This window comes from Agrobacterium larrymoorei (assembly GCF_013322225.1).
GTDB lineage: Bacteria > Pseudomonadota > Alphaproteobacteria > Rhizobiales > Rhizobiaceae > Agrobacterium > Agrobacterium larrymoorei_A.
Window position 1 is genome coordinate 34,921 of the sequence record NZ_JAAMFB010000043.1, and the last position, 25,898, is coordinate 60,818.

Here is a 25,898-nt window from a genome sequence, read left to right on the forward strand (position 1 = left end):
GTTTGGACGAGCATCACGCGATCTTAGCTCCTCGACCGAAAACTCTGACAGATGCAGAGCTGCATGTTCTCGTGGCGATTGCGTATGCCGACCAAGAGGGGCTTGGTGATAAATTCCTCGATATTGAAGACCCTGCAGAATACATACCTGTTATGTCTGTTGAGGAAATGGATGCCACCACTTCCGATCTAGTGATCAACGGCTTCATAAATGAGCGTGATATTATTGGATCAAGAAATATTCGAGCGACGCAGCTTCTCTTTGAGACATTCGATGCTCAGGTGATGGGGTGGAGTACGGATGCAGATGCCGTCAAGCTTGCAAAGCTGATGTTATAAAATCCGGAGCATGATTCACCCAGTTTGGCCGAGAAAACAGAATGGCCGCTTCGACGGATCAATCCCACCATCCGCAATTTGATGAACGCACATCCTGAATGGCTATGGCGCGATGATTTCGGACAGCCCTATCCATCACACGGTCTGGTTATCGGCCGGCGGGAAAAATCCGGTCTCCAGCGCTTTATCGCTGACCATGGAAAAGCAGTCACGGCATAGGATAGTGAACAACCTCGCCATCAAATCCGCTGGACTGCGGATTCCGGCGTGAAACCGGCCCTCAATCCGACCGAAGACCGGCCACCATTCCGATTTGAAGCCGACCAATTTCCGGCACCGATGATACCCCTTGGTCAGCAACTTGGCATCAATTACCTCCGGACGAATGAGGACATTTTGATGCGTGCAATGAGAAGGCTGACCATGAGACAATTAAGACAAATGCTTCGGTTTGCCGGAAACGGGGCGAGCACCCGCGAGATCGCCGTCGTACTGGGAATAGCCTGCAGTATGGTGCAGAATATAGCCGCGTATACTGCAAATGTAACGTAAAAATCTTGGTCGCAATCAAAGGTTCTCATTGCGGCCGTATCTTTCGCCGATCGACTTTTAACGAGGAAGAAATCATGTTTCCGGATCTTGACTGCCGACTAGGCGTAGAACTGGGGCTTCCAAAACACTACCGGGATAAGCCAGCGTTTGAGATCATAAACGACGCTCATGATCTCGTGGGGGCACTCACTTCACGGCTGATCACCTTCAGATATAGCGGCTATGAGCATTTTGAGGAGCTCGGGGCACAATACACCTTAGCGGATACTAAACGCATCGAATTTTCACAGCGATTGGAACGACTTGATGGTAACGCAATAAAGGCAGTGAACCTGATCGATGAGCTAAATCACTTCGTAAGAATGTTCGTTGATCCGTGGCTCGTCAAATTTGAGGATTTACGCGTCAATGAGAGATGATCCAGGAGTTGCTCGAGCGCTTTCCCTCTCGTTACAAGATAAGCACGACATTTTCGAGACCCAGATCATTCCGGCAATCGGTGCGCGGGGGCCGTCTGTTGCAAAGCCAACTTTCACCGTTGTATGCGGCCAGCAGGGTGCCGGAAAGAGCACCTTAGTTCGCCAAATCAAGAGTAGAACGGGCGGTGAAAGCACCCAGCGAATAATAGCTGATGATCTTAATGCATACATTCCTGGTAACAATGCAGCCCTTCTGCAGGGCTCGCATGCGTTAGAGCGAGCGAATTCGACGGCAGTGACAGAATGGTATCATCAATTATTTGATCGCAGTATCACTAATAGATATAATATTATACTGGAGTCTTGCTATCCGCCAAATCATTACGCGTCGCTCTTAGATAAGGCGCGCTCCAATGGATACAGAACAGAACTAAATATTATCGCGACGGACAGGATAACGAGCTTTACAGCTATTCACGATCGCTTTGAAAGGGCACTGGCGAACTCGTTTATTGCCTCAACCGTATTGCCAGATGTCGAAACTCACGATCATTATTATTCAATTTGGCCACGTGTAGCGCTCGAGGTCGAAAATTACAAAACATTTGATAGAATTGCAATTGTACGCAGGGACGGTGAAACGTGTTACGACAATGAACAAGCTCTAGCAAATAACGGAGAATCGATTTGGGGCCGGGAGCCAGGCGCGTTAAGGGCATTGATGGATCATCGAAATCGCCCGCTGGACGAGAGACAGCAGCACTGGGTTAACAGCGTTTGGGAGAGGCTCTGTCGAAGCGTCGCATTCGCCCAACATCCAGATTCCGCCCGCCTGCCAATCGCTTCATATCAAAGTGACATCGCAACAAGGCTGAGAGAACACAGTGATCTCAGTTCGTTCGAAACACGTCCCGAATATATGCGAGAGTTTTCGAACAAGTTTTCATGGAATTTAAAGCGCGACATTTCTTTTGTGGTTAATCGCAAGAGTAAGAACGGTGAATTCCGAGAAGATGCGTTTGAAGAGCTGTTTTGCGAAAGGATAACGTCTGTCCATCATTCTCTTCAGGAGGCGATCACGGCACGGTTTGAATCCGCCGTCGGAAAATCGAATGACGAAGGCGATGTACGTTCTCGCGATGTTTCGACATTTTACGCTCGCACTGCTGGGGAGAGTTCTACAACCAAGCGATTGAACATCAGCACAAACCCACGAGGCGTGGTGCCGAGTGCTGACGTCGTCAATATCTCTGAACAGCAGGCACAGTCTGTCAAGTATCGGCGTCCTAAGTTTCTCGTTGAGGTCTCAAAGCACGTCTATAGACCAATCGAACAGTATAATCGGATGGTCTTCGATCGAGTCAGATTTCCAAACATCACTCGTGACCGGCGTAAGTTGAATGTATTGATCCGCACGGAAGACGGCACTGGCTACGAAACACCTAGCTCGTTAAAAACGCGCCTGGGATCGGAGCAGCATAATCTCTTCACCAAGACAATGAACGAGGGTCAGCTACCCCATAGTCTCGCGTCCCCGAAGACTGGTAAACTGCCTATAGTTTTGGTTGACGCGGGAAATGGTGCAACCTTTATCGCCGGCGAGAAATTCCCTTTGTTGGACAACGGACGCCGGATACCAACGACTATTTCTGCCGATAGAATTTTAGTCAGAAATGAAAATGGGACTTTCAGCGAGCTTTGTCAGCGTTTGGCTGGAAACACCGAACTATTGCTTCCACCAGAAGCGATAGTTCAACTGGGACTGCAGCGTCAACAAGCTGTCAATCGAGCTCGTGCCAGAGAAGCATCGGAGTTGGAGCAACGAACTCGCGAACATTCCTCTGGAAGAGTTTGATCAAAAGTGCACCGGCCGGTTTTGTCGGATGAAACTCCGGATTCGGGACGCCGATCATGAAAGCTATCAGTGTTCAGTGCGATACGTCCGACAAGTCGACATCGTGCTTCCGCCGATCTATGCCCGTCGCAGAAAATTTTTGATCGCCATAGTAAATACCGCCAATGAGGTGCGCGATGGTGACGCGTCACCGATAGCTCGGCAATGACGATTTGATTCGTTCGTTACAGATGAAACCCGATTCTAATGTGTAAGACTATTTTTTGTTGCTACCGTGGGGCGAGAGCAGTCGCATAGGCTAAGCCTTTAAGTCTTATTGCCATTTACGTCGTCTCTCGCGTCGTCTTTGGTGAAGGTATATTGCAATGATTGCGAACAGCTCTTCCGATGTCTCTATGGCCGACCAGAAGTTTCTAAATGTCGCGAAGTCAAATGAAATCGATCCCGACGCCGTTCCTATAAGCAGACTTGATTCTGAAGGTCACAGTATTTTTGCAGAATGGCGACCGAAGCGCCCGTTTCTTCGGAGAGAAGATGGCGTCTTTCTCGTTCTCCGCGCAGACCATATCTTTCTGCTGGGCACCGATCCACGCACCCGGCAAATAGAAACTGAGCTCATGCTGAATCGAGGCGTCAAAGCTGGTGCCGTTTTTGACTTTATAGGTCACAGCATGTTGTTTTCGAACGGTGAAACGCATGGGAAGCGGCGCTCAGGCCTTTCAAAGGCGTTCTCATTCCGCATGGTTGAAGCGTTACGCCCGGAGATTGCGAAGATAACGGAGCGTTTGTGGGACGAACTACAAAAAGTTGACGATTTCAATTTTACTGAAATGTACGCGTCGCAATTGCCTGCGCTGACGATCGCAAGTGTCCTTGGCTTGCCGTCTGAGGACACGCCGTTTTTCACACGACTTGTTTATAAGGTTTCCCGCTGCTTGAGCCCGTCGTGGCGAGATGAGGAATTCGAGGAGATTGAAGCTTCCGCTATCGAGCTTCAGGATTACGTTCGGGGCGTGATCGCGGATAGTGGCCGTCGGATGAGGGATGATTTTCTCTCGCGCTACTTGAAGGCGGTACGGGAAGCCGGAACGCTTTCGCCCATTGAGGAGATCATGCAACTCATGCTTATCATACTCGCTGGGAGCGATACAACGCGCACTGCAATGGTTATGGTGACGGCTCTTGTGCTCCAAAATCCCGCGCTCTGGTCTTCTTTAACTGGCAATCAATCCTATGTCGCAGCCGCCGTGGAGGAAGGGCTCCGATTCGAGCCGCCAGTTGGCTCTTTTCCGCGGTTGGCCCTCGAGGATATCGATCTGGATGGATACGTGTTGCCAAAGGGAAGCCTCCTCGCGCTCAGTGTCATGTCTGGCCTGCGAGACGAAAAACACTACGAGAACCCTCATCTTTTTGATGTTGGGCGTCAACAAATGCGTTGGCACCTCGGGTTTGGCGCGGGAGTTCATCGTTGCCTCGGCGAGACGTTGGCTCGGATTGAATTGCAAGAAGGACTTGGAACACTTTTGCGCCGCGCGCCGAATCTTACGGTGGTAGGTGACTGGCCACGGATGATGGGTCACGGAGGCATCCGGCGCGCCACCGGCATGACGGTCAAATTGAGCGTCGACCGGTGAAGTCAATCCGCGCCGCTCGGGTGGAAGAGAGGCGCGTATCAATATCAAGCATCACTTGGAGATTTCCAATGCCATGTGCGCCAGTGGACGACGTGACGACCATCGATGACCTAACACTCGATCCCTATCCGATTTATCGCAGAATGCGCGTGCAAAACCCGGTGGTACACGTCGCCTCGGTCAGACGGACGTTTCTAACGAAGGCCTGCGATACTAAGATGGTGAAGGATGATCCTTCACGCTTTAGTTCTGATGATCCCAACACGCCGATGAAGCCGGCGCTTCAGGCTCATACTTTGATGCGTAAGGATGGAGTTGAACACGCTCGGGAACGAATGGCCATGACTAGAGCATTCGCACCCAAAGCGATCGCGGAGCATTGGGTGCCGATCTATCGTGACATCGTGAACGAGTATCTAGATCGCCTTCCGCGCGGAGACACCGTGGATCTTTTTGCAGAGATCTGTGGTCCGGTTGCTGCTCGCATACTGGCACATATTCTAGGAATTTGTGAGGCATCAGATGTCGAGATGATCCGCTGGTCGCAACGGCTTATTGACGGAGCCGGCAACTTCGGATGGCGACCCGAGCTCTTTGAGCGATCGGACGAGGCCAATACGGAGATGAACTGCCTCTTCAATGACTTGGTCGAAAAACACCGATCCGCGCCGAACCCCTCGGCTTTTGCGATCATGTTGAATGCACCTGATCCTATACCCCTAAGCCAGATCTATGCCAACATCAAGATCGCCATCGGCGGAGGGGTCAACGAGCCTCGTGACGCTCTCGGCACGATCCTCTATGGATTGCTGACCAATCCGGAGCAACTCGAGGAGGTCAAGAGACAGCAATGCTGGGGGCAGGCCTTCGAGGAAGGGCTGCGCTGGGTTGCTCCGATTCAAGCGAGTTCGCGTCTCGTGCGGGAGGACACGGAAATTCGTGGCTTTATCGTTCCGAAGGGCGACATTGTGATGACTATTCAGGCCTCCGCCAATCGTGATGAAGATGTCTTTGAGGATGGAGAAAGCTTCAATGTCTTTCGCCCGAAGAATGCGCATCAGTCCTTTGGCTCCGGCCCGCATCACTGCCCAGGCGCGCAAATCTCGCGGCAAACCGTCGGCGCGATCATGCTGCCCATACTGTTCGATCGATTTCCGGATATGATATTGCCCCACCCTGAATTAGTGCAGTGGCGCGGCTTCGGCTTCCGCGGGCCCATTAATCTACCTGTGACACTAAGATGATCGAAGCCACTTTCGCTCAGGAGTTATCACGTTAAGGCGCAACTCATAAAAATGCGTCACCGATTACTTGATGCGCACGCTTACTATATCTCAAATCAATTGTCGAACCTCGGTTGAAGCCCATTGTCTACGTCGCGTATATCTCCCGTATTTTGCTTTTGCTGCCGACCGATACCGCTGCGGTTCAATAGTTGCGGAATGTGGTGCTTTCGGATTCACTCAAAAAGGAGTCGCTTATGAAACGTATCAGTACAATCCTTGTCGGCGTATTTTTGGCTGCGCCGGTTTATGCAGCCGACAATATTCATACATTAGGGACGTTGTCTGAAATTGAACTAGCGCTCACTGCCGGAAAGCCGGTGAACGTCACGGTTGATTTAAGTTTGTGTGCTCCCGGGGTGGCCGATACTCCGGCGACGAAAACGCAAGGAGGCATGCGCATAGATGCGTATCGAATAACAACTGACGGCACCCTTGCGTTTGCAGATCAGCACTTCACCATTGACCGTGACGGTAAACCCATAACTCAATTTATTCGTTATCAGATTCGGTCAAACGGTGACGCCGATTTCACGATGGTTACATTCAATATGCCAACATATGAGCGAAAAGGTACCAGCTTGGCCTACAAGTGCGCGATCGACCACGGGTTGAGTTTTCGTACTCCACAGTGATTTTTGCGTCCAATCTGATCCGATGCAAGCCCAAGGTGACGCTTGCAATTACCCACATTTGAGCGTCGCTGCCATTTCGGTTCTGAGGCGAATATCTGTCAGCCGGCTGAGTCCACGCCAGACGACCGTATTTCCCGGAGGAGGATCTGAAGTTCTAGCAAGGTTGCCACCCAAACGAGCGAGTTTGGTGAGATAGAAGTTTAGCGATTCGCAACGAAGCACGACCGCAGAACCACTTACTTCGAAGGCTTCGTATATATCGTTCCTGCAGTGATCTGGCTGCGATGAATGTCGATTCGTCCTGGTGGTAGCATCAGGGATAGTCCTACGACGAAGCATAGGATTTAAGTCATCACGTCTGTTAAATGCCGCCGGCGCTGGCCACGCGAAGACAAAGAGCGCCTCGTCGCTGCCTGCTTTGAGCCGGGCGCAGTTATCTCTGAGATTGCCTGCGCGGACGGTATCAATGTCAGTCAGTCGGAAGCATAGCGATGTAATAATCAAGTTGGGTCGGGACCGACGTGTCCGCGTGGATAGCAACATCGACACGGAAGCACTTGGCCGTATTCTCGATTGCGTGCTGGGGCTGCGATGATCATGGTCCCTGCTGGTGTGAAGGTCTGGCAGGCAACGGGCTCCACCGACATGCGCAAAGGCTTCCCCGGTCTGTCGTTGATCTTGCAGAAAGCACTGATGCCTGACCCGAGGTGTGGGCACTGTTCGTATTATACGGTCGTGGCGGCCAACGACCGACATACTGCATACGGATATCGTTTCGCGACGATCTCCTACAGCCGTCAAAGCTTTCGAGCGCAAGCGCCCATCACGCAAACTCTTCCCGGTTCATCTGTCGCGTGAGCGTGTCGTTATCGCCACCCCTACGAACTGTGCCTGCTGCGAATCCGCCAAACTGTCATAGCTTGGCGAGGATGTTACCGAGACCCTTGGAAGTCATCCGAGATTTGGCGGCGGCAACCTCTGCAAAATGCGTTATGAGCCTGGTTTTTCAGCCACAGACAAGTATCGCGTTCGTGAAAAAGCGCACGCGCGATAGTTCTTTAGCCGCACCTCTGACGCCCCATTTACGGCCGGATCTTTGCCTGACCTTGCAAAGTCGACTCCATCGCCTTACGGCACGAATAACAACGTCGCGTTTCATCGACGTCCCATCAGCCGCTTGTGTGTTCAATTCTTCTCTGTTTCACTTGAAACAAATTGAATAGATATTCCCGCTTTCAAAGCCATTTACAAATCCTCTCGTGCAGCCTAACGCCATTGGCGTGGAACAAGCGTTGGCACGAGGAAGTAAGTGCGATGAACGGAAGGTATTCACCGACGCGGCAGGATTTTAAGACAGGCGCGAAGCCTTGGTCTATATTAGCCCTTATCGTTGCCGCAATGATTTTCGCGTTCATGGCGGTTGCGTCCTGGCAGGACAATGGGACTACCCAGGCAATCCTTAGCCAAATACGATCGATTAACGCTGACAGCGCCTCACTGCAGCGCGATGTACTCCGCGCTCACACGGGCACCGTGGCGAACTACCGCCCCATTATCTCCAGGCTGGGAGCTCTGCGGAAGAATCTGGAAGATTTGAAGCAATTATTTAGGCAATCTCATATTGTAAGTGAGAGCAATGCTGCTCAACTGCTACGCCGGCTAGAAGTGTCTCTAAATTCGGCTGACGCGGCGGTCGCCGCCTTTGGTGCGCAAAATGTCCGCCTGCAAGATTCGCTGGCCAGTTTCACTCGTGCTTTAAGCAATCTTCCAGGAAAGGCCTCAAGCGATCAGACTTTAGAAAAACCAACAGAATTGGCTAGCATGATGCTCCAATTTCTTCGGCAACCAAGCCCGGCTATTTCATTCGAGATCAGCCTTGAACTAGAGAGGCTCCAAAAACAACGCGGTCTTGATGAAGCTCCCGTGCGCATACTTTCGCGTGAAGGTCCCATTATCTTATCGCTTTTGCCACAGGTGAACGATCTGGTGAACATGATTCAGACGTCTGACACCGCAGAAATTGCGGAAATGTTGCAGCGTGAGTGTTTGGAGGTCTATAGCTTAAAAAATGTGGAGGAGCGGAGCGCACGTATCTTTCTTGGGTCCGCTTCAGTGGGTCTTTGCCTGTACATCATCACCTTAGTCTATAGGCTACGCAAAAAAACCGATTGGTTAGCGCGGCGTTTAGATTACGAAGAGCTAATCAAAGAGATCGGAGTATGTTTTGAAGGTGAGGCGGCCACTACGTCGTCCGCGCAAGCTGCACTTGGTATTATTCAGCGCTTCTTTGATGCCGATACGTGCGCGTTAGCTCTAGTGGACCATGACCGTAGGTGGGCTGTCGAAACATTCGGTGCGAAGCACCCAAAACCCGTGTGGGACGACAGGGTGCTACGCGAAATAGTCTCTCGTACCAAAGCGAACGAACGGGCGACGGTATTCCGCATCGTATCGACGCAAAAAATCGTACATTTGCCTCCCGAAATTCCAGGTCTTTCGATACTACTGGCTCACAAATCCACAGATAAACTAATTGCGGTTTGTTCACTGGGTTACCAAAGCTATCGCCCTCGACCTTGCCAAGGCGAAATTCAGCTTCTTGAACTCGCCACCGCCTGCCTCTGTCACTATATCGATGTTCGGCGTAAGCAGACCGAATGCGACGTTTTGGCCAGACGATTGGAGCATGCGCAACGCCTTGAGGCAGTTGGTACACTTGCCGGCGGAATAGCACATGAATTTAATAACATTTTGGGGTCAATCCTCGGGCACGCAGAATTGGCGCAAAACTCGGTGTCTCGAACATCTGTCACCCGAAGATACATTGACTATATCATTTCGTCAGGCGACAGAGCCATGCTCATTATCGATCAGATCTTGACGCTGAGCCGAAAACAAGAGCGCGTGATCAAGCCATTTAGTGTCTCAGAGCTTGTGACCGAAATCGCTCCCTTGCTACGTATGGCTCTTCCCCCAACCATCGAGCTTAGTTTCAGATTTGATCAAATGCAGAGCGTGATCGAAGGAAGCCCGCTTGAACTTCAACAGGTACTAATTAACCTCTGCAAGAATGCTTCCCAAGCCATGACTGCAAATGGTCAAATCGACATCTTCGTCGGCCAAGCTTATTTACCAGCTAAGAAAATTCTGGCGCATGGTGTTATGCCACCTGGCGACTATGTTCTACTATCTGTCAGCGACAATGGTGGAGGCATTTCAGAGGCTGTGCTACCCTACATTTTTGAACCCTTCTTTACGACACGTGCTCGCAACGGTGGAACGGGTCTCGGCCTTGCTTCTGTGCATGGTCATATCAGCGCGTTTGCAGGTTACATCGACGTTAGTTCAACTGTTGGGCATGGGACGCGCTTTGACATTTATCTCCCTCCGTCTTCTAAGGAGCCCGTCAATCCCGACAGCTTTTTCGGCCGCAATAAGGCACCGCGTGGAAACGGGGAGATTGTGGCACTTGTTGAGCCCGATGACCTCCTGCGGGAGGCGTATGAAGACAAGATCGCCGCTCTGGGATATGAGCCGGTCGGTTTTCGTACCTTTAGTGAAATTCGCGATTGGATTTCAAAAGGCAATGAAGCCGATCTGGTCATGGTCGACCAAGCGTCTCTTCCTGAAGATCAAAGTCCTAATTCCGTGGATTTAGTGCTCAAGACCGCCTCCATCATCATTGGCGGAAATGATCTCAAAATGCCCCTTTCAAGGGAGAATGCGACCAGGGACCTTTATCTGCCGAAGCCGATATCGTCCAGAACTATGGCGCATGCAATCCTAACCAAAATCAAGACGTAGAGTTGCGACGTATCAGGACTGGGCAATCAGATTTCGGTTCGGTGGAGCGCGACAGGGGAACTACATGAAAGATCGAACGGCATAGGTTCAATGGATCAAGCCGGGCGAGGCGGCTTGATTTGTCCGATCAGGTCCGGTCGTTTGGTTGAAAGGATTTGCGCACCAACTATGACACCACCATCATTGGTGCCAGCAGATTGAAGTAGGCCTGAACCGGTGCGGTCAAAAATCGGGGTGGACGTCGGCTATTGTACAGGTCAGATTGCTGCCAAATGCCGACGCGGGAATTGGGCACGGTGTCGTAAGCGTGGACAGAGATTACCTCGTCGTTGATCGAACACGAGAGCCATCTGACGAACACCTTATGCCGCCACCCATTAACATCCACTGCGATTCTCGTCTTCTTCAGCACGAGCATGAAGTCTCAAGAAGTAAACTTCGAGCGTTGGTCAGCCTATAAGATGAGTTCGCCAGAAAGGGCAGGCGTTCGCGCCTCCCTCAATGCAGAAGGCTACTTCCATTGTGGTCGGCAACTGCCAGGATGGGAACTCTCCCGATAATCCAACCAACGACAGCGCAGTGGTAAACAGAGCCACCCCATCAGGAATATCGCCCATTCCGTCATCAGCGTGGTGACGTGCATCAGGCGCGCTTGTTGCAGAACTTTAGTAACCATCCGGACTAGGCCGCAGACCTTATGAATTTGGCTCATCAGCGATGATGCGTTCGATCTTTTCCGGATCACATTGCTCGTCGATAAGGAACTGCCGAACACCTCCGTCCCAAGTGCGGACATCGGCGAGGAACTCCTGCAAGCTTTCGATCCCCCGGTCCGTTAAGGTCATGATGCCCTCTTCGCTACCGTCGTGGGCATAAATGATCTCGCCATAGTCGATGTTGTCCGAGGTGCCGGCGATCTTCCGGATGAGTTCGATGTTTTCGCCGATTAGTGTGGCGACGTAATCGATGGTGTAGACATGGGTCGGGCGCGCCATCAGGCGGCGACCTGCCGGGTGTGGCCGTTGGCGGGCCAGTTCCATGGTAATAGTTCGGGCAGCCGTGACATGGGAAGGTTGGGCATGCGGGCGAGCACGTCGGCCAGCCAGGCCTGCGGATCGATATCGTTCATCTTAGCCGTGACGATCAGGGAATACATGAAGGCGGCACGCTCGCCGCCGCGCTGAGAGCCGGCGAATAGCCACGCCTTTCTCCCCAGCGCGATACCGCGCAGTGCCCGCTCGGCGGCGTTGTTCGTCAGACACAGCCTGCCGTCGTCGAGGAAGCGGGTGAATGCTTCCCAGCGTCCGTCCTTCTCAAACATGTAGTTGATCGCTTTGGCGACAGGATTGTGCTTCGACATCTGTGAACGCTGGGTCATGAGCCAGTCGCGCAGTTCCTCGGCGAGCGGACGCGCATGCTGCCGCCTCGCGACCAGTCTCTCCTCGGCGGACTTCCCGCTTATGCTCCGCTCGATATCGAAGAGCGCATCAATGCGGGCGACGGCCTCGAGCGCGACAGGCGATATCTCGTGGGCAGGTTTACCCTTGCGCACGTTACCGGCGATATCGGCCAGTTCGAAGAACTTGCGCCGCGCATGGCTCCAGCAGAGCGCGCTCTTGACCGGTCCGGGGCGGCGATCCGCTCGGTAAAGATCGTTGTAGCCGCCATAGGCATCCGCCTGCAGTATGCCATGCCATCCGGCAAGATGCGTGTTGGGATGGGTCTTCTCCCGATCCGGAGAGAAGTGGAAGAGTGCTGCAGGAGGCGCGCCGCCCGCAAAGGGACGATCATCGCGAACGTAAGTCCATAACCTTGCCTGCTTCGTCGCGCCCCTGGCCAGAAGCGGCACGGTGGTATCGTCGCCGTGCAGCCGTTCTGCGGCCAGAACATGAGCACGGATCAGGTCATGGATCGGCTGCAGGGCCGAGGCGCAAGCCCCGACCTGATCGGCCAGCGTAGAGAGACTGAGATCGACACCTTCCCTGGTGTAGCGCTCGGCCTGGCGATTCAGCGGCTGATGCTGGCCGAACTTCTCGAACAGGATCGTCGCCAGCAGATTTGGTCCCGCCCATCCACGCGGTGTCGGATGGAAGGGAGCCGGTGGCTGGCTGATCTTCTCGCAGTCCCGGCAGGTGAACTTCTCGCGCACCGTCTGGATTACCTTCCACTGGCGCGGAATGATCTCCAACGTCTCGGTAATGTCCTCGCCCATCTTCACGATCCGGGCTGAGCCACAGCAGGTGCAGGTCGAAGGAGCTTCAATGATCAGCCGTTCGCGCGGCAGGTGATCGGGAAACGGCTTGCGGGCGGGTCGACGGCGTTCGAAGGCGTTGACACTTGTGATCCTCTGCGCAACGCGTCCCGCCGCGATCTCGTCTTCGGTGGCATCTGCCTCGAGTTCCTCAAGCTGCAGTTCCATCTGGTCGATTAGCCGGGCGCGCCGTTCCGAGCTCTGGCCATATTGCTCACGGCGCAACTTGGCGATCTCAAGCTTGAGGTGCCGGATCACCGCCTCCGACGTTGTCACGACAGCGCGCACCTGTGCGAGATCAGCCTCGGCAGACGCGGCACGTGCTTCGGATTCCGCGAGCGCGGCGCGCAGTCTGGCTATCTCCGAAGCAGCATCGTCCATGGCAGAAAGCTACCATGCAACGCGCTGAAAGACTAACAAAAACAGAGCAGTGCAGGCAGTTAGCCCGCTTTCGAAGGCCGCTGTGTCCAGCGTGGATTGCGCCAGTCGATCCCTTCCAGGAGATAGCCGAGTTGCGCCGCCGACACTGGCACGGCGGAGCCACTCTGGCTGACGGGCCAGATAAACTTTCCCGCTTCTAGCCGCTTCAGGTAAAGCGACATGCCGACGCCGTCATGCCAAAGGACTTTGATCAAGTCACCCTTGCGACCGCGGAAGCAGAAGACCTCGCCGCCATGAGGGTCGCGGCCAAGCCCTTCTTGCACCTTCAACGCGAGGCTGTTCATGCCGCAGCGCATGTCCGTCACCCCGCCCGCAATCCACACCTTCACCCCGGGCGGAAAGGCGATCATGACGCATCCAGAACCGGCAACAGCCGAGCAAGGATAGTTGGATCAAGTGAGGTCGGGATCGTCAGCCGTCGACCGTTCGGTAAGCTGATCTCGATCGTCATGTCGTCTTCAGGCCGCGGCGGCGGGGCCATCTCGAAAGATGTCGACGGCGGCGAAATCGAAAGCGGTACAAAGCTCGTTGCGGCGGAAGCGTTCAGAAGCCCGCTTCGGTATTCCCGACGCCAACGGGTCAACAGCGACCGTGACAACCCATAACGGCGAGCCGTCACCGAGCCTTGCCGAAAGCCTTGCAGGCTCTCCTCAACGATCCGAACCTTCTCTTCATCCGACCAATCCCGGCGACGACCAAAATGGTCGCCCGGTAAAACCTCAATGGGGGAAATGACTGTAGCGCATGACATAAGGTATAGACTTAAAGCTAATCAGCAAATCACGGCAGACGGCCTTCGGCGGAGGGTTACGAACTTTAAGTGCTTCTTTCGATTCGAGATCTCAGCAAAAGTTCTCCGCAAACCTTCACCGCGGGCTTACGTGTCTTTTGTAACAAATTGCGACGCAGTTGATATCCACTTGAAACATTAGTCCGAAATTATCGAGATCTCCGCTGATAAGGTATCGAAATGGCGATAAAATTGGTATTGATACTCGTATTCACACTCTTTCCCGCGGCAGACGCTGCATATGCGAATGACCGCGCCAACGGTTTCATGTGGTCAAACGGGGGCGAAACTGGAGTGAGGCTTCCTCTTCGGGTGTTCAATGCCAAGCCAGCCAAGAACACGGTGGCGATCATTTATTCCGGAGACGCTGGATGGCAAAATATCGATGAGGCGATTGGTACCTATCTGCAGACGGAAGGGATTCCTGTCATTGGCGTCAGTTCACTTCGGTATTTCTGGTCGGAGCGGTCTCCAAGCGAAACTGCTAAGGATCTTGGTCACATAATCGATGTCTACACCAAGCATTTCGGTGTGCAGAATGTTTTACTTGTAGGATATTCTTTCGGCGCGGACGTCATGCCGGCAAGCTTCAATAGGCTTACGCTTGAGCAAAAAAATCGGGTTAAGCAAATCTCTCTCTTGGCATTGTCACATCAAGTCGACTATGTCGTCTCATTTAGGGGCTGGCTCCAACTCGAAACGGAAGGTAAGGGCGGCAATCCTCTGGATGATCTCAGATCCATTGACCCTGCAATCGTCCAATGCATGTACGGGCGCGAAGACCGTAATAATGCTTGCCCATCTCTCCGACAGACCGGCGCAGAGGTGATAGGCTTCAGCGGAGGCCATCACTTTGATAATGATTTCAAAAAACTGTCTACGCGCGTCGTCTCAGGCCTCGTGGCACGCCTAAGTCATCAGTAATCTTTAGTTCCTGCACCGCTTTAGTATTGACTGGGATAGCGACGCCTGTGATGCAGACATCGGATATTGTGTCGTTAAGTAAAAGGCCTTCGTCTGATCGCGAGACTCGCTAGTGGTTTTCAGGTGAGTGAGATGTTTTGCCGCAAGTTGCGCTGAGATCGCATCTGCCTGCGGCTGCCGCACCTCCAGATTGGCAGCAACAAGATCATCCTTCAAGGGAAGATGCCTATAACGCATGTGTTGACGACTTTCGCCTCGTGAATGATCCGGTCTGTTCCCGACAGTGGGATGCCGTCGCGATAGAGCAGGCTCTCGCGCCAGGAGGAATTTCTCCGATATGACTTCTCTCCTTCTACGTGCCCAAAGCAGCAACGAAATCATCTATCGCGGCCAAAAGAGCGGTCATGTGAAAGCACCCTTGCCAGTCAATTCCCTGGCCAAGGTCAGCACGGCGATACTGCGAGGTGTTGCTACACCACGGAGGCGATCTAGAAGGACGATTTCATCATTTAGGCCGCACACTCATAAATCAGGTTTGCAAATCGGTCTGATTTTGATTCATTGAGGCTTGACTTGGAGGCCACTGATAACCCGTCCCCGCTTTGATGTCACCGATTTCGAATGGACTGTTGTTCAGTCCTTTGTTCCCAAATAAGCCGCGTCGCGTGCCGCGCGTTGACGCGGGTGATCAATGTCATCTTGTGGCGCTTCCGGACGGGCCCGCCCTGGGCAGACGTTCCTGATCGATACGGTTCCTGTACAACCTGCTACAATCGCTTTGTACGATGGCGTGAGGCAGACGTCTAGGATCATATTCTGAGTGTGATTTCCAAGGCTTTCGATAGAATGTCGTCATGATTGACAGTTCCTGTGTCCGCGTCCACCAACATGCGGCGACGGGAAACAGCGGGATCAAGACGATGGCTGTATGGGACGTTCCCGTGGCGGTTTGACCACCAAGATTCACGCTGTTGTCGATGCCGACGGTTGACCGATCCGTCTTGCGCTGACAGCGGGTCAAGCCCATGACCGCCGCATGACCGAAACATTTTTACAAATAATCGCCTAGAGTGCGTTTCTGCTGGCGGACAAGGCATATGATACCAACGCGATAAGAGCATTTGCAAAGCGCAAGCAGGCATGGGCCAATATTCCTGCCAAGAGCAATCGGAAGGAAGCTTCCCGTTCATCGAATGGGTTTACAGACAGCGTAACCTCGCCGAGCATTTTCGTTCTGAGCCTGACCTGACCAACTGCGGCCTGAATAGGTCGATCCGGTTGCTTAGTCATGGATGCGCGGTTCTCGGTCCATGTTGCGTTCCAAGACGCCGGGCGAGGTTTCTCGCTTCAATTGAAATCATAAAGAAGCAATTGAAAATTTTCGAGTAACCGACCCTCCCGATAATCTTCAACATAAAACAACGCACTTCTTCCAACGGGAGAGGCGGTGTTAGTTGCGAGCTAAGGAGATAAGGTATGCTTAAGAGATCGGGGTCGCTTTCTCTTGCCTTGATGGTCTCCTTCTGTTCGTCGAGCCTTGCCACGCCACTCTCATCTGCTGAGTTTGACCATGTTGCTCGCAAGTGTGCCCCATCAGTTGCGACATCTACGCTTGCGGCGATAGCTAAGGTGGAGAGTCGCTTTGATCCTTTAGCGATTCATGACAACACGACCGGCGAAACGCTTCACTGGCAAGATCACAGCCAAGCAACCCAAGTCGTCAGGCACCGTCTCGATGCACGGCATTCGCTGGATGTTGGCCTCATGCAAATAAACTCTCGAAATTTTTCTATGCTCGGTCTGACACCTGACGGTGCGCTCCAGGCGTGCACATCATTATCTGCCGCTGCAAACATGCTGAAAAGTCGTTATGCAGGCGGCGAAACGATTGACGAGAAGCAATTTGCGCTTCGTCGGGCGATCTCCGCTTACAACACCGGTAATTTCATCGGCGGTTTTGCAAACGGCTACGTGCGAAAAGTTGAAACAGCTGCTCAATCGCTGGTGCCCGCGTTAATCGAGCCTCCAAAAGACGATCACGAGGCGCTAAAATCCGAAGAGACGTGGGATGTTTGGGGGTCATATCAGCGCCGCTCACAGGAGGATGGCGCTGGCGGTTTAATCGCTCCGCCACCGCCACACCAGGACAACGGCAAATCCGCAGACGACAATCAAGTCTTATTCGACTTATACTAAGGAGGTGCGCATTGATGCGATGCTTTGAGAGATACCGTTTACATCTAAATCGCCTCTCGCTCTCGAATGCGATGATGCGCGTGATATCGAGCTGCGCCCCAAGCTTGTGCGGTGCAATTGCATGGAGCATTTCCTCATCCGGACCCGCCGCAGCGCAATCTGCGGGTGGCGGCACTGACCCCGCCACAATGGTTAACAATATATGCACGTTTATCCTTGGTCCGTTCGGCCAGTCACTCGCTGTTCTCGGCATTGTCGCTATCGGGATCTCCTGGATGTTCGGGCGGGCTTCGCTTGGGCTGGTTGCCGGCGTCGTCGGCGGCATTGTTATCATGTTTGGGGCGAGCTTCCTCGGCCAAACGCTCACTGGCGGTAGTTGATGGCTGATCGTTTGGAAGAATCGACCCTTTACCTCGCAGCCACACGGCCCGCATTGTTTCTTGGGGTGCCACTGACATTGGCAGGGTTATTCATGATGTTCGCCGGCTTTGTCATCGTTATCGTTCAGAACCCGCTCTACGAAGTCGTTCTCGTGCCGTTATGGTTTGCAGCCCGGCTCATCGTGGAGCGAGACTACAATGCGGCGAGCGTCGTCCTGCTATTTTTGCGGACCGCGGGAAGAAGCATTGATAGTGCAGTTTGGGGGGGCGCTACTGTTAGCCCAAATCCAATTAGGGTTCCCCCACGAGGGAGAGGAATGGTGTGATGCTCGGCGCGAGTGGAACGACCGAAAGATCCGGTGAGATCTATCTCCCTTATATTGGCCACCTCAGCGACCATATCGTCCTTCTTGAAGACGGATCGATCATGACCATTGCGAGAATTGATGGCGTTGCATTCGAGCTTGAGGAAACTGAAATGCGCAATGCGCGTTGTCGTGCGTTCAACACGCTGTTGCGCAATATCGCTGATGATCATGTGTCAATATATGCTCACCTCGTACGTCATGCCGACGTGCCATCATCGGCGCCGCGACACTTCCGTAGTGTTTTCGCCGCTAGCCTGAACGAAGCTTTTGAACAGCGCGTGCTCTCCGGCCAACTCCTCCGCAATGAACACTTCCTTACGTTGATTGTCTACCCACAGGCGGCTTTAGGGAAGGTAAAGAGGAGGTTCACCAAGCTAAGCGGAAAAAGGGAAAACGATCTCACGGGCCAGATCAGGAACATGGAAGATCTTTGGCATGTTGTCGCTGGCTCTCTTAAAGCGTATGGCCTGCATCGTCTTGGCATCCGCGAGAAGCAGGGTGTGCTCTTCACCGAAATTGGCGAAGCGCTACGGTTGATCATGACTGGTCGGTTCACACCGGTTCCGGTCGTCAGCGGCTCACTCGGCGCTTCGATTTATACCGACAGAGTCATTTGCGGCAAGCGAGGACTCGAGATCAGAACGCCAAAAGACAGTTACGTTGGATCCATCTATTCGTTTCGCGAATACCCTGCAAAAACACGGCCGGGCATGCTCAACGCGCTGCTATCCCTCGATTTTCCACTTGTTCTCACGCAGAGTTTTTCGTTCCTGACTCGCCCGCAAGCGCACGCGAAACTTAGCCTCAAATCGAGCCAGATGCTGAGTTCCGGCGATAAAGCCGTGACTCAAATCGGCAAATTATCCGAGGCTGAGGACGCACTTGCGAGCAACGAATTCGTTATGGGCTCACATCATTTGAGCCTTTGCGTCTATGCAGACGATCTCAATAGTCTTGGGGACAGGGGCGCGCGGGCTCGGACACGAATGGCGGATGCAGGTGCCGTGGTTGTCCAAGAAGGTATTGGTATGGAAGCGGCCTATTGGTCCCAATTGCCGGGGAATTTTAAGTGGCGCACACGCCCTGGCGCAATCACTTCACGCAATTTCGCAGGGTTTGTCTCTTTCGAAAACTTTCCAGAGGGCGCCAGCTCAGGCCACTGGGGCAACGCGATTGCCCGATTTCGTACCAATGGCGGAACGCCTTTCGACTATATCCCGCATGAGCACGATGTTGGCATGACGGCAATATTCGGGCCTATCGGGAGGGGTAAGACGACGCTCATGATGTTTGTTCTAGCCATGCTCGAACAGAGCATGGTCGACCGTGCAGGTACGGTCGTGTTCTTTGACAAGGACCGGGGTGGCGAATTGCTGGTTCGCGCCACAGGAGGAACATATTTGGCACTTCACAGAGGCACACCCAGCGGGTTGGCGCCGTTGCGTGGCCTAGAAAACACAGCAGCCTCACACGATTTTCTGCGCGAATGGATCGTGGCTCTCATCGAGAGTGATGGTCGGGGTGGGATTTCTCCGGAAGAGAACCGCCGTCTGGTCCGTGGTATCCATCGTCAGCTCTCGTTTGATCCACAAATGCGTTCAATCGCGGGGTTACGTGAATTTTTGTTGCATGGGCCCGCCGAAGGCGCAGGAGCGCGGCTCCAACGCTGGTGCCGGGGCCATGCGCTTGGCTGGGCATTTGACGGCGAAGTTGACGAAGTAAAGTTAGATCCGTCGATTACCGGCTTCGACATGACGCATCTTCTCGAATACGAGGAAGTATGCGCTCCCGCTGCAGCATATCTCCTGCATCGGATTGGAGCCATGATCGACGGCCGCCGTTTTGTGATGAGCTGCGATGAGTTTCGCGCCTATTTGTTAAACCCTAAATTTTCGACTGTCGTCGACAAATTCCTCCTGACCGTTCGAAAAAACAACGGGATGCTAATACTGGCAACGCAGCAACCAGAGCATGTTCTGGAATCGCCGCTAGGAGCCAGCTTGGTTGCGCAATGTATGACGAAGATTTTCTATCCATCACCAACCGCAGATCGATCGGCTTATGTCGATGGACTGAAATGTACCGAAAAGGAATTTCAGGCGATCCGTGAAGACATGACGGTCGGCAGCCGTAAGTTTCTTCTTAAACGAGAAAGTGGAAGCGTCATCTGCGAATTTGATCTGCGGGATATGCGTGAATATGTCGCCGTGCTTTCGGGGCGTGCCAACACGGTGCGCTTTGCAACTCGACTACGCGAGGCACAAGAAGGCAACTCATCTGGCTGGCTCAGCGAATTCATGGCCCGTCACCACGAGGCAGAAGATTGATAAGGTAGGAAACGATGAAGACGACGCAACTTATTGCAACAGTTTTGACCTGCAGCTTTCTATATATTCAGCCCGCGCGGGCGCAGTTTGTTGTTAGCGACCCGGCAACGGAGGCTGAGACGCTCGCGACTGCGCTCGCGACTGCGGAGAATCTCACTCAGACTATAGCGATGGTTACGATGTTGACGTCGGCCTACGGCGTTACTGGACTACTGACTTCGCTCAACCAGAAAAATCAGTATCCTTCGACGAAGGACCTAGACAATGAAATGTTTTCGCCGCGAATGCCAATGTCGACCACGGCACGTGCGATCACCAGCGATACAGATCGTGCAGTCGTGGGTAGTGATGCTGAAGCGGACCTGTTGCGATCGCAGATCACCGGTTCCGCAAACAGCGCTGGCATTGCGGCTGACAATCTGGAAACGATGGACAAACGCTTGACGGCGAATGCTGATACGTCTGCTCAGCTTTCCCGATCTCGCAATATCATGCAGGCAACCGTGACCAATGGTTTGCTTCTCAAGCAGATCCATGACGCAATGATTCAAAATGTACAGGCGACAAGCCTATTAACGATGACTACCGCGCAGGCCGGCCTTCACGAGGCGGAAGAGGCGGCCGCTCAACGCAAGGAGCATCAAAAGACCGCTGTCATCTTTGGTGCCCTCCCCTAAGGCTGGGCGATTTGTTCATCCGCCCGCATCCTCGCCGAATGCGAGCTCATTTTATCCAACATTATGCGACAAACCAGTCAAGTTCAGGTCCAATCGATGAATTTCACGATTCCGGCGCCGTTTACGGCCATTCATACGATCTTCGATGTAGCCTTCACGACAGGCTTGGACTCGATGCTTGAGACTATCCAGGAGGCGGTGAGTGCGCCATTGATCGCCTGTGTCACTCTTTGGATTATTGTTCAGGGTATTTTAGTCATACGCGGCGAAGTCGATACCCGTAGCGGTATCACTCGGGTGATCACGGTCACCATCGTTGTTGCTCTAATTGTTGGGCAGGCTAACTACCAAGACTATGTGGTTTCCATCTTCGAAAAGACGGTCCCAAACTTTGTTCAGCAGTTTAGTGTAACCGGCTTGCCTCTGCAGACTGTTCCGGCACAGTTGGATACAATGTTCGCCGTGACCCAGGCCGTTTTTCAGAAAATCGCATCCGAAATCGGTCCGATGAACGACCAGGACATCCTTGCTTTCCAAGGGGCACAGTGGGTCCTTTACGGCACGCTCTGGTCTGCCTTCGGAGTTTACGACGCCGTTGGAATTCTCACGAAAGTGCTTCTCGCGATCGGGCCTCTGATCCTCGTCGGATATATTTTTGATCGCACGCGGGACATCGCAGCTAAGTGGATCGGGCAACTTATCACCTACGGTCTCTTGCTTCTCCTCTTAAACCTCGTGGCAACGATCGTCATCCTAACCGAAGCGACTGCGCTCACCCTTATGCTTGGTGTAATCACCTTCGCCGGTACGACCGCGGCCAAGATCATTGGTCTTTACGAACTCGATATGTTTTTTCTGACAGGGGATGCGCTCATTGTCGCTTTGCCGGCGATCGCCGGCAACATTGGAGGCAGTTACTGGAGCGGCGCAACCCAATCTGCCAGCAGCTTGTACCGTCGCTTCGCTCAGGTTGAGCGAGGCTAGGTCGCGCAAAAATTCGCCTCAATGGAGAATTCTATGAAGTATTGCCTGCTGTGCCTAGTTGTCGCTTTGAGCGGCTGCCAGACAAACGACACATTAGCGAGCTGCAAAGGCCCGATCTTCCCGCTGAATGTGGGGCGATGGCAGCCTACTCCGTCAGATCTTCAGCTCGGCAATTCGGGTGGACGCTATGACGGGGCCTGAATATGCCATGCTAGTGGCGCGCGAAAGCCTTGCCGAGCACTATAAGGAAGTAGAAGCCTTTCAAACCGCGCGAGCGAAATCGGCGCGACGTCTCTCCAAACTCATTGCAGCTGTCGCAGCTATCGCGATTTTGGGAAATGTTGCTCAAGCGTTCGCTATAGCCACAATGGTGCCGTTGAGCAGGCTTGTGCCCGTATATCTATGGATACGGCCGGACGGCACCGTTGACAGCGAGGTGTCTGTCTCGCGATTGCCTGCAACTCAAGAGGAGGCCGTCGTTAACGCCTCATTGTGGGAGTATGTTCGCCTGCGCGAGAGTTATGATGCCGATACCGCTCAGTACGCCTACGACCTGGTATCGAACTTCAGTGCCCCAACAGTGCGCCAGGATTACCAGCAATTCTTCAACTATCCCAATCCCGGTTCGCCTCAAGTCATTCTTGGCAAACGCGGCAGGGTGGAGGTCGAGCACATCGCTTCAAATGATGTAACTCCAAGCACGCAGCAAATTCGCTATAAAAGGACCCTCGTCGTTGACGGCAAAATGCCGGTGGTGAGTACGTGGACCGCGACAGTTCGCTACGAAAAGGTGACCAGCTTGCCCGGCAGATTGAGACTGACCAACCCGGCAGGTCTGGTTGTCACCTCCTATCAGACATCGGAAGATACCGTTTCAAACGTAGGCCACAGCGAACCATGATCAGAAAAGCACTTTTCATTTTAGCATGTTTATTTGCCGCTGCGACTGGTGCGGAGGCTGAAGACACTCCAATGGCGGGCAAGCTAGATCCGCGCATGCGTTATTTGGCTTACAATCCCGATCAAGTGGTGCGCCTCTCGACGGCGGTTGGAGCTACTTTGGTCGTCACATTCGCCACGAACGAAACGGTGACAGCGGTTGCCGTTTCAAATAGCAAAGATCTAGCAGCCCTACCGCGGGGAAATTATCTATTTTTCAAGGCAAGCCAGGTCCTCACGCCTCAGCCAGTAATCGTGCTAACCGCAAGCGACTCCGGGATGCGCCGTTATGTTTTCAGTATAAGTTCCAAGACTCTGTCCCACCTCGATAAAGAGCAGCCCGATCTCTATTACAGCGTCCAATTCGCCTACCCCGCCGACGATGCGGCGGCTCGGCGAAGGGAGGCACAACAGAAGGCTGTTGTGGACAGACTACACGCGGAAGCACAATATCAACGGAAAGCTGAGAATTTATTGGATCAGCCTGTCACAGCCCTTGGTGCGGCGGACAGTAATTGGCACTACGTCGCCCAAGGCGATCGTTCGCTGTTGCCACTCGAAGTCTTCGACAATGGATTTACGACGGTATTCCACTTTCCGGGCAATGTACGCATACCCTCCATCTACACCATCAATCCTGATGGCAAGGAAGCTGTTGCCAACTATTCAGTTAAAGGGAGCGATGTCGAGATTTCTTCGGTCTCCCGAGGTTGGCGTCTGAGGGATGGCCACACAGTCCTATGTATCTGGAATACCGCTTACGATCCCGTTGGCCAAAGGCCGCAAACGGGCACGGTGAGGCCCGATGTGAAACGCGTCCTGAAGGGGGCGAAGGGATGAATAACGATAGTCAGCAAGCGGCACATGAGGTTGATGCATCTGGATCCCTGGTCTCCGACAAACATGGCCGGCGTCTTTCGGGGTCTCAGAAATTGATCGTCGGAGGTGTCGTTCTCGCGTTATCATTAAGCCTCATTTGGCTAGGTGGGCGCCAAAAGAAGGTGAATGAGAACGCATCGCCGTCAACTTTGATCGCAACAAACACCAAGCCATTTCATCCAGCTCCGATTGAGGTGCCGCCGGATCCTCCAGCGGTTCAAGAGGCTGTTCAGCCTGCTGCTCCTCTACCGCCGAGGGGCGAACCGGAGCGGCATGAGCCACGGCCGGAAGAAACACCGATTTTTGCATATAGCAGCGGCGATCAAGGGGTCAGCAAACGCGCCATTCAGGGCGACACGGGCCGAAGACAAGAAGGCAAGCGTGACGACAACTCCTTGCCGAATGGCGAAGTGTCCGGCGAGAACGATTTGTCGATACGTATGAAACCCACCGAGCTGCAGCCCAGCAGGGCCACGCTCTTGCCGCACCCCGATTTTATGGTAACGCAAGGGACAATAATTCCGTGCATCTTGCAAACCGCAATCGACACAAATTTGGCAGGCTATGTAAAGTGTGTCTTGCCTCAGGATATTCGTGGAACAACGAACAATATCGTGCTTCTTGATCGTGGCACCACCGTTGTTGGCGAAATACAGCGTGGCTTGCAACAGGGAGATGGGCGCGTTTTTGTGTTGTGGGATCGCGCCGAGACACCTGACCATGCGATGATCTCGTTAACATCGCCAAGCGCGGACGAACTCGGTCGCTCAGGATTGCCGGGCTCGGTCGACAGCCACTTCTGGCAGCGTTTTAGCGGAGCTATGCTCTTGAGTGTTGTTCAAGGCGCCTTCCAGGCAGCTAGCACCTACGCCGGCAGCTCGGGTGGCGGGATGAGCTTCAACAGCTTTCAAAATAACGGTGAGCAGACAACTGAGACAGCCCTTAAGGCAACCATCAACATACCGCCAACCCTGAAGAAGAATCAGGGTGACACCGTTTCCATTTTCGTAGCACGGGACCTCGATTTCTTTGGTGTTTACCAGCTCCGCCTGACTGGCGGCGCCACGCGGGGGAGGAACCGCCGCTCTTAATGAATTCAAATTTCCGCTTAGAGACAGGATACATTGTAAATGGAAGTGGATCCGCAACTACGCTTTCTTCTGAAGCCGATTTTGGAATGGCTCGATGACCCGAAGACTGAAGAAATTGCGATCAATCGACCTGGAGAGGCATTTGTGCGCCAAGCCGGCATTTTTACCAAGATGCCTTTGCCCGTCTCTTATGATGATCTTGAAGATATCGCTATTTTAGCGGGCGCGCTGAGAAAGCAGGATGTCGGACCACGTAACCCCCTCTGCGCCACTGAACTTCCTGGTGGTGAACGACTACAAATCTGTCTGCCGCCGACCGTTCCCTCGGGCACCGTCAGCTTGACCATTCGACGGCCAAGCTCGCGTGTTTCTGCTCTTAAAGAAGTCTCCTCCCGTTATGATGCTTCGAGGTGGAACCAGTGGCAGACACGAAGGAAACGCCAAAATCAGGATGATGAAGCTATCCTTCAGCATTTTGACAACGGGGATTTGGAAGCGTTTCTGCACGCATGCGTCGTCAGCCGACTGACGATGTTGCTATGTGGCCCTACCGGAAGCGGCAAGACAACAATGAGCAAGACCTTGATCAGCGCCATCCCCCCCCAGGAAAGGCTAATCACCATAGAAGATACGCTCGAACTCGTCATTCCACACGATAATCATGTTAGACTACTCTACTCCAAGAACGGTGTTGGGCTGGGTGCTGTGAGCGCCGAGCACTTGCTCCAAGCAAGTCTGCGTATGCGGCCGGACCGGATATTGCTTGGCGAGATGCGCGACGATGCAGCATGGGCTTATATGAGTGAAGTCGTCTCGGGACATCCGGGATCGATTTCAACAATACACGGCGCGAATCCAATCCAAGGATTCAAGAAACTGTTTTCCCTTGTCAAAAGTAGCGCCCAAGGTGCTAGCTTGGAAGATCGCACACTGATTGACATGCTCTCTACGGCGATCGATGTCATCATTCCATTCCGTGCCTATGAGGACGTTTATGAAGTAGGCGAGATCTGGCTCGCGGCGGACGCACGACGCCGGGGCGAGACCATAGGCGATCTCCTTAATCAATAGTAGCTGTAACCTCGAAGCGTTTCACTTGTAACAACGGTTGAGAATTTTTGTCATAAAATT

General features: G+C 53.3%; 25 protein-coding genes and 1 pseudogene. 22 read left to right on the plus strand and 4 right to left on the minus strand.

What is annotated here, in order from left to right; all coding sequences use genetic code 11:
• Positions 1 to 2: 2 nt before the first annotated feature.
• From G6L28_RS21275 to G6L28_RS21315, 9 genes are all read left to right on the plus strand, one after another.
• A complete protein-coding gene (locus G6L28_RS21275; protein WP_012478053.1) occupies positions 3 to 338 on the plus strand; it encodes a hypothetical protein in 336 nt (111 codons plus the stop codon).
• Positions 339 to 964: 626 nt separating this feature from the next.
• On the plus strand, positions 965 to 1,309 hold the full coding sequence (locus G6L28_RS21280; RefSeq protein WP_012478054.1) for a hypothetical protein: 345 nt from the start codon (positions 965 to 967) through the stop codon (positions 1,307 to 1,309).
• On the plus strand, positions 1,299 to 3,164 hold the full coding sequence (locus G6L28_RS21285; protein WP_172691043.1) for a zeta toxin family protein: 1,866 nt from the start codon (positions 1,299 to 1,301) through the stop codon (positions 3,162 to 3,164). The genes G6L28_RS21280 and G6L28_RS21285 overlap by 11 nt, the downstream gene beginning before the upstream one ends.
• Positions 3,165 to 3,529: 365 nt before the next feature.
• Positions 3,530 to 4,798 carry a cytochrome P450 gene (locus G6L28_RS21290; protein ID WP_012478062.1) on the plus strand — a complete coding sequence of 423 codons (1,269 nt, stop codon included), beginning with the start codon at positions 3,530 to 3,532 and terminating at the stop codon, positions 4,796 to 4,798.
• 68 nt (positions 4,799 to 4,866) lie between these two features.
• Entirely contained in the window at positions 4,867 to 6,042 is a 1,176-nt protein-coding gene (locus tag G6L28_RS21295; protein WP_065657570.1) for a cytochrome P450, read from the plus strand.
• Between the two features lie 236 nt (positions 6,043 to 6,278).
• Entirely contained in the window at positions 6,279 to 6,716 is a 438-nt protein-coding gene (locus G6L28_RS21300; RefSeq protein ID WP_012478064.1) for a VirK family protein, read from the plus strand.
• Positions 6,717 to 7,067: 351 nt separating this feature from the next.
• Positions 7,068 to 7,205 (plus strand): transposase, encoded by a 138-nt coding sequence (locus G6L28_RS23095; RefSeq protein ID WP_080728825.1) that lies wholly within the window; start codon positions 7,068 to 7,070, stop codon positions 7,203 to 7,205.
• Between the two features lie 102 nt (positions 7,206 to 7,307).
• Complete coding sequence (locus G6L28_RS21310; RefSeq protein WP_174066250.1) at positions 7,308 to 7,574, plus strand: hypothetical protein; 267 nt, start codon at positions 7,308 to 7,310, stop codon at positions 7,572 to 7,574.
• A 456-nt stretch (positions 7,575 to 8,030) separates the two neighbouring features.
• Complete coding sequence (locus G6L28_RS21315; protein WP_012478065.1) at positions 8,031 to 10,520, plus strand: two-component system VirA-like sensor kinase; 2,490 nt, start codon at positions 8,031 to 8,033, stop codon at positions 10,518 to 10,520.
• A 695-nt stretch (positions 10,521 to 11,215) separates the two neighbouring features.
• Here G6L28_RS21315 and G6L28_RS21320 read toward each other — a convergent pair.
• The 4 genes from G6L28_RS21320 to tnpA are packed head-to-tail and all read right to left on the minus strand — an operon-like array spanning position 11,216 to position 13,963.
• Complete coding sequence (locus tag G6L28_RS21320; RefSeq protein ID WP_172691061.1) at positions 11,216 to 11,515, minus strand: hypothetical protein; 300 nt, start codon at positions 11,513 to 11,515, stop codon at positions 11,216 to 11,218.
• Complete coding sequence (gene tnpC, locus G6L28_RS21325; RefSeq protein WP_172691027.1) at positions 11,515 to 13,152, minus strand: IS66 family transposase; 1,638 nt, start codon at positions 13,150 to 13,152, stop codon at positions 11,515 to 11,517. Before tnpC ends, G6L28_RS21320 begins: the two co-directional genes overlap by 1 nt.
• A gap of 59 nt (positions 13,153 to 13,211) precedes the next feature.
• Positions 13,212 to 13,562, minus strand: a complete 351-nt coding sequence (gene tnpB / locus G6L28_RS21330) for an IS66 family insertion sequence element accessory protein TnpB (protein ID WP_172691028.1) — start codon at positions 13,560 to 13,562, stop codon at positions 13,212 to 13,214.
• Entirely contained in the window at positions 13,559 to 13,963 is a 405-nt protein-coding gene (gene tnpA / locus G6L28_RS23240; protein WP_172691029.1) for an IS66-like element accessory protein TnpA, read from the minus strand. The genes tnpB and tnpA overlap by 4 nt, the downstream gene beginning before the upstream one ends.
• A 219-nt stretch (positions 13,964 to 14,182) precedes the next feature.
• Between tnpA and G6L28_RS21340 the strand changes: the two genes are divergently transcribed.
• The 13 genes and pseudogenes from G6L28_RS21340 to virB11 all read left to right on the plus strand — a co-directional run bounded on the left by G6L28_RS21340 (position 14,183) and on the right by virB11 (position 25,838).
• Entirely contained in the window at positions 14,183 to 14,926 is a 744-nt protein-coding gene (locus G6L28_RS21340; protein ID WP_012478069.1) for an AcvB/VirJ family lysyl-phosphatidylglycerol hydrolase, read from the plus strand.
• A gap of 586 nt (positions 14,927 to 15,512) precedes the next feature.
• A pseudogene (locus G6L28_RS21345) lies at positions 15,513 to 16,156 on the plus strand (IS5 family transposase); the annotation flags it as partial.
• Between the two features lie 246 nt (positions 16,157 to 16,402).
• Positions 16,403 to 17,122 carry a type IV secretion system lytic transglycosylase VirB1 gene (locus G6L28_RS21350; RefSeq protein ID WP_012478071.1) on the plus strand — a complete coding sequence of 240 codons (720 nt, stop codon included), beginning with the start codon at positions 16,403 to 16,405 and terminating at the stop codon, positions 17,120 to 17,122.
• A 14-nt stretch (positions 17,123 to 17,136) separates the two neighbouring features.
• On the plus strand, positions 17,137 to 17,502 hold the full coding sequence (gene virB2, locus G6L28_RS21355; protein WP_012478072.1) for a pilin major subunit VirB2: 366 nt from the start codon (positions 17,137 to 17,139) through the stop codon (positions 17,500 to 17,502).
• Positions 17,502 to 17,828, plus strand: coding sequence for a type IV secretion system protein VirB3 (locus G6L28_RS21360; RefSeq protein WP_012478073.1), 327 nt, complete (start codon positions 17,502 to 17,504; stop codon positions 17,826 to 17,828). The genes virB2 and G6L28_RS21360 overlap by 1 nt, the downstream gene beginning before the upstream one ends.
• Entirely contained in the window at positions 17,828 to 20,197 is a 2,370-nt protein-coding gene (locus tag G6L28_RS21365) for a VirB4 family type IV secretion/conjugal transfer ATPase (protein WP_012478074.1), read from the plus strand. Before G6L28_RS21360 ends, G6L28_RS21365 begins: the two co-directional genes overlap by 1 nt.
• A gap of 14 nt (positions 20,198 to 20,211) precedes the next feature.
• Positions 20,212 to 20,874: a pilin minor subunit VirB5 gene (virB5, locus tag G6L28_RS21370; RefSeq protein WP_012478075.1), complete on the plus strand. Its 663-nt coding sequence runs from the start codon at positions 20,212 to 20,214 to the stop codon at positions 20,872 to 20,874.
• Positions 20,875 to 20,970: 96 nt separating this feature from the next.
• Entirely contained in the window at positions 20,971 to 21,858 is an 888-nt protein-coding gene (locus G6L28_RS21375; RefSeq protein ID WP_012478076.1) for a type IV secretion system protein, read from the plus strand.
• A 33-nt stretch (positions 21,859 to 21,891) separates the two neighbouring features.
• A complete protein-coding gene (locus G6L28_RS21380) occupies positions 21,892 to 22,059 on the plus strand; it encodes a type IV secretion system lipoprotein VirB7 (protein ID WP_012478077.1) in 168 nt (55 codons plus the stop codon).
• Positions 22,046 to 22,759, plus strand: a complete 714-nt coding sequence (locus G6L28_RS21385; RefSeq protein WP_065657630.1) for a type IV secretion system protein VirB8 — start codon at positions 22,046 to 22,048, stop codon at positions 22,757 to 22,759. Before G6L28_RS21380 ends, G6L28_RS21385 begins: the two co-directional genes overlap by 14 nt.
• Positions 22,756 to 23,637 carry a P-type conjugative transfer protein VirB9 gene (gene virB9 / locus G6L28_RS21390; protein WP_012478079.1) on the plus strand — a complete coding sequence of 294 codons (882 nt, stop codon included), beginning with the start codon at positions 22,756 to 22,758 and terminating at the stop codon, positions 23,635 to 23,637. Before G6L28_RS21385 ends, virB9 begins: the two co-directional genes overlap by 4 nt.
• Positions 23,634 to 24,767 (plus strand): type IV secretion system protein VirB10, encoded by a 1,134-nt coding sequence (gene virB10 / locus G6L28_RS21395; protein WP_065657577.1) that lies wholly within the window; start codon positions 23,634 to 23,636, stop codon positions 24,765 to 24,767. The genes virB9 and virB10 overlap by 4 nt, the downstream gene beginning before the upstream one ends.
• A gap of 39 nt (positions 24,768 to 24,806) precedes the next feature.
• Positions 24,807 to 25,838 (plus strand): P-type DNA transfer ATPase VirB11, encoded by a 1,032-nt coding sequence (gene virB11, locus G6L28_RS21400; protein WP_172691046.1) that lies wholly within the window; start codon positions 24,807 to 24,809, stop codon positions 25,836 to 25,838.
• Positions 25,839 to 25,898: the final 60 nt, after the last annotated feature.